The organism is Curtobacterium sp. PsM8 (assembly GCF_030433875.1).
Classification (GTDB): Bacteria; Actinomycetota; Actinomycetes; order Actinomycetales; family Microbacteriaceae; genus Curtobacterium.
The window spans coordinates 38,833-46,743 of record NZ_JARUXD010000025.1 but is presented as its reverse complement, the minus strand read 5'-3'; the positions used below and the strand labels follow the sequence as shown (position 1 = coordinate 46,743).

Annotated in this window: 9 protein-coding genes; 3 read left to right on the top strand and 6 right to left on the bottom strand. The window is 72.7% G+C overall.

Going from position 1 to position 7,911, the window contains the following annotated elements; genetic code table 11:
- Positions 1-108: 108 nt before the first annotated feature.
- Positions 109-744, bottom strand: a complete 636-nt coding sequence (locus QCD68_RS08060) for an MBL fold metallo-hydrolase (protein WP_301222637.1) — start codon at positions 742-744, stop codon at positions 109-111.
- A gap of 37 nt (positions 745-781) precedes the next feature.
- Between QCD68_RS08060 and QCD68_RS08055 the strand changes: the two genes are divergently transcribed.
- Both QCD68_RS08055 and QCD68_RS08050 read left to right on the top strand, forming a co-directional pair.
- Positions 782-1,225, top strand: a complete 444-nt coding sequence (locus QCD68_RS08055) for a MarR family winged helix-turn-helix transcriptional regulator (RefSeq protein ID WP_301222636.1) — start codon at positions 782-784, stop codon at positions 1,223-1,225.
- Positions 1,226-1,518: 293 nt separating this feature from the next.
- Entirely contained in the window at positions 1,519-1,812 is a 294-nt protein-coding gene (locus QCD68_RS08050) for a hypothetical protein (RefSeq protein ID WP_111075790.1), read from the top strand.
- A 27-nt stretch (positions 1,813-1,839) separates the two neighbouring features.
- On the opposite strand, the gene QCD68_RS08045 is transcribed toward QCD68_RS08050, so the two are convergent.
- Both QCD68_RS08045 and QCD68_RS08040 read right to left on the bottom strand, forming a co-directional pair.
- On the bottom strand, positions 1,840-2,157 hold the full coding sequence (locus tag QCD68_RS08045; protein WP_146248215.1) for a hypothetical protein: 318 nt from the start codon (positions 2,155-2,157) through the stop codon (positions 1,840-1,842).
- Positions 2,154-2,666, bottom strand: a complete 513-nt coding sequence (locus tag QCD68_RS08040) for a DUF427 domain-containing protein (RefSeq protein ID WP_301222635.1) — start codon at positions 2,664-2,666, stop codon at positions 2,154-2,156. The genes QCD68_RS08045 and QCD68_RS08040 overlap by 4 nt, the downstream gene beginning before the upstream one ends.
- A 197-nt stretch (positions 2,667-2,863) precedes the next feature.
- Between QCD68_RS08040 and QCD68_RS08035 the strand changes: the two genes are divergently transcribed.
- Entirely contained in the window at positions 2,864-3,574 is a 711-nt protein-coding gene (locus QCD68_RS08035; protein ID WP_301222634.1) for a TerD family protein, read from the top strand.
- Between the two features lie 42 nt (positions 3,575-3,616).
- Here the strand turns inward: QCD68_RS08035 and QCD68_RS08030 are convergent, their stop codons facing one another.
- The 3 genes from QCD68_RS08030 to QCD68_RS08020 all read right to left on the bottom strand — a co-directional run bounded on the left by QCD68_RS08030 (position 3,617) and on the right by QCD68_RS08020 (position 7,753).
- Positions 3,617-4,624 carry a helix-turn-helix transcriptional regulator gene (locus QCD68_RS08030; RefSeq protein ID WP_301222633.1) on the bottom strand — a complete coding sequence of 336 codons (1,008 nt, stop codon included), beginning with the start codon at positions 4,622-4,624 and terminating at the stop codon, positions 3,617-3,619.
- 193 nt (positions 4,625-4,817) lie between these two features.
- Positions 4,818-6,407, bottom strand: coding sequence for a GMC family oxidoreductase (locus QCD68_RS08025; protein WP_253467476.1), 1,590 nt, complete (start codon positions 6,405-6,407; stop codon positions 4,818-4,820).
- Complete coding sequence (locus QCD68_RS08020) at positions 6,404-7,753, bottom strand: alpha/beta fold hydrolase (protein WP_301222632.1); 1,350 nt, start codon at positions 7,751-7,753, stop codon at positions 6,404-6,406. Before QCD68_RS08020 ends, QCD68_RS08025 begins: the two co-directional genes overlap by 4 nt.
- Positions 7,754-7,911: the final 158 nt, after the last annotated feature.

The following is a 7,911-nucleotide window of genomic DNA, read 5'->3' as shown; positions in this document are numbered from 1 at the left end:
CCCCCCCCCCCCCCCCCCCCCCCCCCCCCCCCCCCCCCCCCCCCCCCCCGCCCCCGGGCCCCCCCCCCCCCGGGCGCGCCCCCGCGGTCCGTTCGACGTCCGAGGTGCTCAGACCGTGATCGTCTCGCCGTCGGCGACCGTCACCAGGTCGATGCCGGTGAGCTGCCCGGCGAACTGCGCGAACGACCCCTTGCCGACCTCGCTGAGCATCAGGTCGTGGATCTGCACGGCACGCTCCGGCCGCACGGCGCGGACGAAGTCGACGAGCTCGCCGAGCTTCGCCCACGGCCCGGAGGTCGGCACGAGCAGCGTCTCCACCGGTACCCCCGGCGCCGAGTACGCGTCGCCCGGGTGGAACACGCGGCCGTCCACCAGGAAGCCGACGTTCGTCATCGGCGGCAGGTCGGCGTGGATCACGGCGTGGTCGCCCCCGAACACGCGGACCGCGAAGCCGCCCGCCGTGATCGTGTCACCGGGGGAGACGGCGACGACCCGGCCGTCGTGCGCACCGAGCGCGTCCACGACGGAGGCCGGCGCCCAGACGCGGAGCTCGGGCTGCGCGTCGAGTGCTGCGCTGAGGACCTCGGCGTCGAAGTGGTCGGGGTGGTCGTGGGTGACGAGCACGGCATCGGCTGCGGCGACGAGGTCCGCGGACGCCGACGTGTAGGCACCCGGGTCGAGCAGGACGCTGCGGTCGCCGTCGCGGAGGACCACGGTGGCGTGGGTGTGCTTGGTGAGTTCCATGACCAGAAGAGTACAGCCGAACTGTACACTTCTGCCCATGGCCCTGCGCGACTTCACGCTCGACGACGCGAACGCGCTGCGCCGCGCGATCGGCGACAGCACCCGTGCCGTCCGCCGCACCGAGACCACACCCGAGGGCCAGGTCGAGACACTCGGCTTCCTGGCCCGTGACGGCGCCCAGAGCATCGCCGCGCTTGCCCGACTCCGCCGAGTGCGGCATCAGAGCATGCGCGTCACGGTCGCCGACCTCGAGGCGCAGGGGCTCGTCGAGCGGACCCCCGACCCCGCCGACGCACGCGGGGTCCTCGTCTCGCTCACCGAGGCTGGCCGGACCACGATCGACGACCTCCGGCTCCGCCGTTCCGCCCGGGTGCTGGCCGCCGCCGAGCGAGCCCTGACGCCGGAGGAGCGCGCCACCCTCGCGCACGCGGCCGACGCGATCGTCAAGCTCACCGCGGCGCTGGAGACGGACGGCAGCTGACCGGAGACGGACAGGAGGCGCAGTGCCGGCCCGCACCGCGCCTCCCGTCCGTCCCACCAGCTGCCGGCGGCCCCCACCGTCGCTCGGGTGGACGCTGGGCGCCCGCCGCCGGTGACCCGGTACCAGCGGTGTACATTGAGCCACGTACGGACCATCCCGATGCGTGCGTTCCCGACGAGACCGTTGCCCTGACTCGGTTGCGGGTGCCCCGCCTCTCCCTGGGGGTCCACACCTGTGCACACCACCGCCGGCCTCCGCCGTGTACGCATCGAACTGGTCAGAACCGGTTCACCATGAAGTACGTCGTCTACGGACTGACATCCGTCCTCACCAGCAGTGCCGCCGCCTCCGCCGTGATGCGGTACGCGGTCGCCGTCGGACGGGCCGGCACCAGCGACCTCGTCGCGATCCCGGCCGTCGACATCGCGGGCGTGCCGATCGCCGTCGAGGTCCTCCTCGGCCCGGGGATCGCCGTCCTCGCCGAGCCCGCCGCAGACGACCTGCTCGAGCCCGAGCACCAGGAGTTCGTCGACCAACTGGCCGAGCGCACCCGGCTCCTGACGGGACGGCCGTCCGAGCGAGCCTGACACCGGCCCGGCCCGGCCCGGGTCGGGTCAGCTGCTCCGGAGGACCAACGACCCGGCGCCGAACGGCAGCGCCCCGGCCCGGTACTCGAGCACTGCACCCGCAGCACTCGCTGCGTCGACCCGGACCGAGGCCGCACCGAAGCGCCAGCTGCGGTTGATGCAGAACACGGCGAACTCGACGCTGCCCTCGTCCGGCAGCACCCACGTGCCGGCGCCCCACTGCGCGGGCTGGCCGACGCCGTCCACGCTGACGGTCGGCCGCGCACCCCAGGCGAACCACGGTTTCTGCAGGCGGAGTCCGACCCGGCGGCGGGTGGTGCCGGACGGCAGCGGAGCCTCGGTCACCACCCGAGCGTCCCGGGCTCGCCCTTGAACGGCCCGACGACGTCCGCGGTGATCCAGCCGCCGTAGAAGTCGCCCTCCTGCGCGCGGACGCGTTCGCCGGCGACCTCGCACGAGTCCATCTGCGACGGGTACACAGCCACCAGGTCGCGCAGTTCGCCGTAGCCCTGCCACGGCGTGCGGTAGGTCCAGGCCCCTCGACCGACGACCTGGTCGCCGCCGTGCACGTCGAAGTACGAGGCGCTGCCCTTGAACTCGCACATGCTCGACCCGCTGGTCGGGACGAGGGCGTCGGGCGCGAAGTCCGCGATCGGCAGGTAGTACACCGGCGGGTGGCTCGTCTCCAGCACGCGCACCGCGCCGGTCGTGTCGGCGATCACCTGTCCGCCGAGCCGGACGACGACCCGGGCGGGGGTCCGTTCGACCCGGGGTGGGCGCGGGTAGTCCCACACCGACTCCTGCCCGGGGCCGGGGACGTCGGGGGTGGGGTGGCCGGGGCTGCGTCGGGTCATGACACCAGTTCTACCCGTCGGGACTGACGGACTGGAGGCTCGCCACCAGCTGGCACGTCGACCCACCCTCCACAGGTGGTCGCGTCCGGACGGTTCTGCACAGCCCGTGCCAGATGCTGGCCGCGCGCGCGCATCCGCGGCACGATGGTCAGCGGCGGACGACGCCGACGGCAACCACCACGACGACGGGGGACGACATGTTCGGGATCGGCAAGAAGAACAAGCAGGACGACGCAGCCGGCACGGCGGCACCGGCACCGGCACCGGCACCGGCAGCTGCGCCGGCGGCGGCCGGGCCCGTGACCGACCTGGGCGTCGTGTCGGGACGCATCAGCCTCGAGAAGCGTCAGACGGTCAGCCTGCGCAAGACCCAGAAGACCACGGTGACGATCTCGTGGCCGAACAGCACCGACTACGACGTGTACGCCCTGGTGCGCTACCGGGACGGCCACGTCGAGACCGTGTCCCAGTTCGGGACCAAGACCGACCGTGCGTTCACCCCGCGCACCGCCGACGGCGCCGTGGTGCACCTGGGCGACCAGCGGCGCGGTGCTCGGGGCGCGACGACGATGGCGGACGAGGTCGTCGAGATCACCCTGACGCCCGAGATCGACCGCATCGTGCCGGTCGTCTACTCGGCGCAGTCGAACGGCACCGGTTCCTTCCGGCGGTACAAGGTCGGCATGACGATCGACAACGGTGCGGGCGACGTCGTCGAGATCGCGGCGCGTGACGCCGACAGCAACGACAAGGTGTACTCGTGCGTGCCCGGTGTGATCACCAACGGCGAGCAGGTGCACGTCGAGAAGGTCGAGCTGTACTCGGCGCCGAAGTCCGAGCGGCGGCCGGTGGTGAACGCGGACGGCACGGTGACGATGGACGCCGGTCCGGTGAACGCGTACAAGTAGGGGATCCGGTGGCGGCGCGGACGTGGCCCCGGCGCGTTCGGATCAGCTCCGGAGCGTGGCCCGCGGGTACTCGCCGAACTCGTTCCGGTAGGCCGCCGAGAACCGGCCGAGGTGGGCGAACCCCCAGCGTCGGGCGATCGTCTGCACCGAGGTGCCGGAGGGGCCCGCCTGCATGAGGTCCCGACGGACGCGCTCGAGTCGGGTGCGGAGCAGGTACGTCATCGGGGTCTGGTCCAGGTGTCGCTGGAACGCCTCCTGGGTGGCCCGGACGCTGAGTCCGGCGGCACCGGCGATGTCCGACACGCTCAACGGCTCGGCGACGTGCTCGTGGACGTACTCGACGGCGGCACGCAACCGGGCTCGTCGGGGCAGCAGCACGGCGGGCGGCAGCGCCGTCACCGTCGGCGGGTACATCCGGAGGAACGCGGCCGCGGTCCCGCGGGTCAGCGTGTGCCAGAGGAGGGTGTCGACCCCACCGGTCCGGAGCTCCCGCGAGAGCAACGACAGGCTGCTCCGCCACTGTGTGATCGCTGTCGGGTCGAGGGGCCGGAGGTGGTCGATGCCGAGGTCCGTGACCTGCCCGGTGTGGAACATCTCGTCCGCGACCTCGTGCACGAGCCGACGGGACATGTGCACGAGCCGCTGGTCGTGGTCCTCGTACTCGAAGACGAACTCCCGGCACGTCGGGAAGAGCATCGGCACGTCGAGCTGGAGCGGCACCCGGTCCTGTGTGACGTCAGGCACGCCCTCTCCGGACGTGATCCACTGCGCGACGTAGTCGGGGGAGCGGGGGATGGCCCCCCGGATGTGGCCGCCGATCTGGGACCGGCGGAGCGTGACGTCGTGGTCACCGACCGCGCTGTAGCGGTAGGCGAACGCGTGGTCGGTGGTGCGGGCCTGCCACTCGCGGCCGTCGTAGAGACGTCCGATGTCCGCGACGACCGCGTCGCTCGAGGTCCCGGAGGCCTCGATCCGGACCGGTCCGACCGAATCGGCCGACCTCGCGGTGGTCTGGGCGCGTCGGGCGGTGACGTCGAGCGTGCTGGTCATGATCGTCTCCCTGTCGACCGTCGACGTGACGGTCGGGACGCAGCTGTCCCTGTCAGCGCTCCTCCGGCGTTCGAGGAACTGCACACCGAGCGGAGCTCGCTGACTGGGACGGTACGCAGATGTCCGTCAGACGTTCAGGGGGTTGACGTTCTCGTCACGGAAGTGTGGGGCGAGTGACCAGACGTTGCTCGGTTCAGGCAGCGACCACCAGCCCCGCCGCGCGGTCCGCAGCGGCGTCGCCTCGGAGCATCCGGTCGGCAGTCCGCAGGGACAGCGCCATGATCGTCAGCGCCGGGTTCGCGATGACGGCGCTCGGGAAGACCGAGTTGTCACAGACCCACAGGTTCGGGACGTCCCACGATCGTCCGGCCGCATCGACGACCGAACTGTCGGCGTCCGCGCCCATCCGTGCGGTGCCGATGGTGTGCGCGGTCCGTTCGAGGACCCGGACGTCCTTCCCCCCGGCCGCCTCGATGATCGCGGTCATCGTCCGCACCGCGTGGCGACCGATCGCGTCCTCGTTCTCGCCCGGGGTGAAGGTGATCGTGGCCTTCCGGATGCCGTGCTCGTCGACCTCGTCCCCGAGCACGAGCCGGTTGTCCTCGTACGGCAGGCACTCGGCGTTGATGCCGACCCCGGCCATGTGCGGGTAGTCGCGCATCGCCTTCACCAGGGCGGCACCGCGCAGCCCGCCGCCACGGACCAGCGAGGTCGCGAAGGTCAGCGGCTGGACGCCGAGGCTCTGGATGAGGTACCCGCCGGCGAAGTCGGCGTCGGACGGGCGGACGAAGTCCTCGGTGATGATCGACGACGGGTACCCGCGGTAGGAGCGCATCGATTCGTCGAACCGCGCCCAGACCTGGGTGGCGCCGTGCGCGGTGAAGTTGCGGCCGACCTGGTCACTGCTGTTGGCCAGACCGGTGTGCAGGAGCAGGCGCGGGGTCTCCACGCCACCGGCGGCGAGCACGAGGGCCCGGGTGCGCTGCCGGTGGTCACGGCCGTCCTGGCGGTAGACGACCGCCTCGACCTCGCCGCGGGCGTCGAGCTCGATGCCGTGCACGAAGGCCTCGGGACGGATCTCGGCGCCGAAGGCGACCGCGGCTGGCAGGTACGTGGTGTCCATCGACACCTTCGCGCCGTTCCGGCAGCCCTGGTGGCAGGAGCCGCACGACACACAGGCGTGCCGGAGACCGTGGTGCTCCTGGTGCCGGTCCTCGGTGGTGAGGGCGACCGGGGCGTCGGTGGCGGTGATGCCGACCGCCGCAGCGCCGCGCATCATCATGTCGGACGACGCGTTCCGGCCCGGCGGGCGCATCGAGTACCGACGGGACGGGTCCCACGGGTAGTGCTCGGGGCCGGCGACCCCCACGTCGTGCTCGACCTGCTCGATGTACCGGATGAGCTCCGCGTGGTCGATCGGCCAGTCGTGTCCCTTGCCCGACTCGGTCGCCAGGTGCAGGTCGTGGGCACTCGGACGGGGCGTGAACGCCCCCCAGTGCAGCGTCGAGCCGCCGACTCCGGTGCCGCTGTTGTTCGGACCGAAGGCGGTCGGGGCGCCGCCGCCGCTGATCCGCTCCTCCATCCAGTTGATGTCCGCCGGTGCCTCGACCTCGTCGGGCAGGTGGTCGCCCGGTTCGGTGTTGCGGCCGGCTTCGAGGGCGACGACCCGGAGGCCCGCTCGCGCCAGGCTGGCGAGCAGCGGTGCGCCGCCCGCTCCGGTGCCGACGACGACCGCGTCCACGATCTCGTCCTCGCCGTAGCGACGCTGGTGTTCGAGCCTCATGGTGTTGCTCCGTCCGGTTCCCATGCTTCGCGTTGGTCGGCTCCCAGCAGCTGGAAGCCCTGTTTGCGCACGCCGTCCCCGCCGTTGGCGAAGCCGTCGTAGTCGATCGCGGCCATCGTGGCCGGGTGTGCCAGCCACTGCTTGACGAGGTCGACGCCGGCGTCCTCGAACCAGGCACGCAGCTGCCCGGCGTCGAGGAGACCGGCTGCGGGTTCGTGCGAGCCGTCGTCGACCGCGTCGAGGACGTCGGCCAGGTGCTCGTCGGAGACCGCGGCCTCCGGAGCGAGTGCGTCGAGCGCTGCCCGGTAGGCGTCGGGGTCGGCGGGGAGGCCGTCGACCCGCCAGCCGTCGCCCAGCCCGTCGGCGAGCTGCGCGTCCACACGGAGGGCCAGGTCGATCTGGCGTCCGGCCGGCTGCGGGACGACGACGCGGGCCACGGCCCGGAGCGTGTCGAGCTGCGCGACGGAGAGTGCGCGGGGCTCGGCGGCCGGGTCGTCCGGCAGCGCACGAACGGCCAGGACCCCGCGGTTCTTGGCGCTCACCCGCGGCGAGGCGATGACCCGTGCCGACGCGGTGGGGACGACGGGGCCGTGGTCGACCCGTCGTTCCCAGAAGGAGCGGATGCGGTCGGCGACGGCGTCGGGCTGCTCCCACGGCAGCAGGTGCGCGGCACCGGGGACGACGTCGAACTCGCCCCGCGGCCAGTGCGGCAGGTTCAGTTCGCGTTGCGCGTCCGGGCCCAGGTCGCCGTCCTCGGCACCCGCGAGCACGAGCGCCGGCACCGGGCTCGGGGCGACGGTGTCGGACCAGTCCTCGCGGCTGCCGCGGGTCAACCACGCGGTCCAGGCGCCCGGGTCGGCGCGCTGCACGTCGTGGACCGCCATCGCGTACGGCTCGGGAGCCAGTCGGTCGGCGGTGTTCGCGTCGACGAACTCGGCGGCTTCGTCGGGTCCGATCTCGTGGTCGGCGGCCCACGCCAGCATGGACGCGCGGCGCTCCTCGTCCATCGGCTCGGGGGCGAGCGGCGAAGCGGCCAACAGCACGACGGCCCGCAGCCCGAACAGTCCGTTCGCACCGCTCATGGTGCGCCCGGCGACGACGGAGGCGACCTTGCCGCCCATCGAGTGGCCGACGAGGGCCCACTCGGTGGCGCCGCTCGTGCCGATGGCCCGCTCGACGAGCACGGCCATCTCCTCGACGGTCGTGCCGGTCACGGCGGAGCTGGACCCGAAGCCGGGGAGGTCGATGCCGACCAGGTCGAGCGTGCCGCTGAGTCGGGCGCGCAGGGCGGCGAACTCCTCGGAGCTGGACCCGAGGGCGTGGAGGCAGAACGCGGTCGCCGTCATGCCTCGTTCCTACCGGTCGAGCCGTCTGGCCCCTCAGCCCGCTGTACCCCTCGTGCGCGCGAGGGGCGTCTGCGAGGCGTCCCAGACTGGAGGCCCGCCGCACCTCGATCGGCACCGGTACGCCGATCTCGGGGCCAGTCCGGTTCACGCGGTCCGCG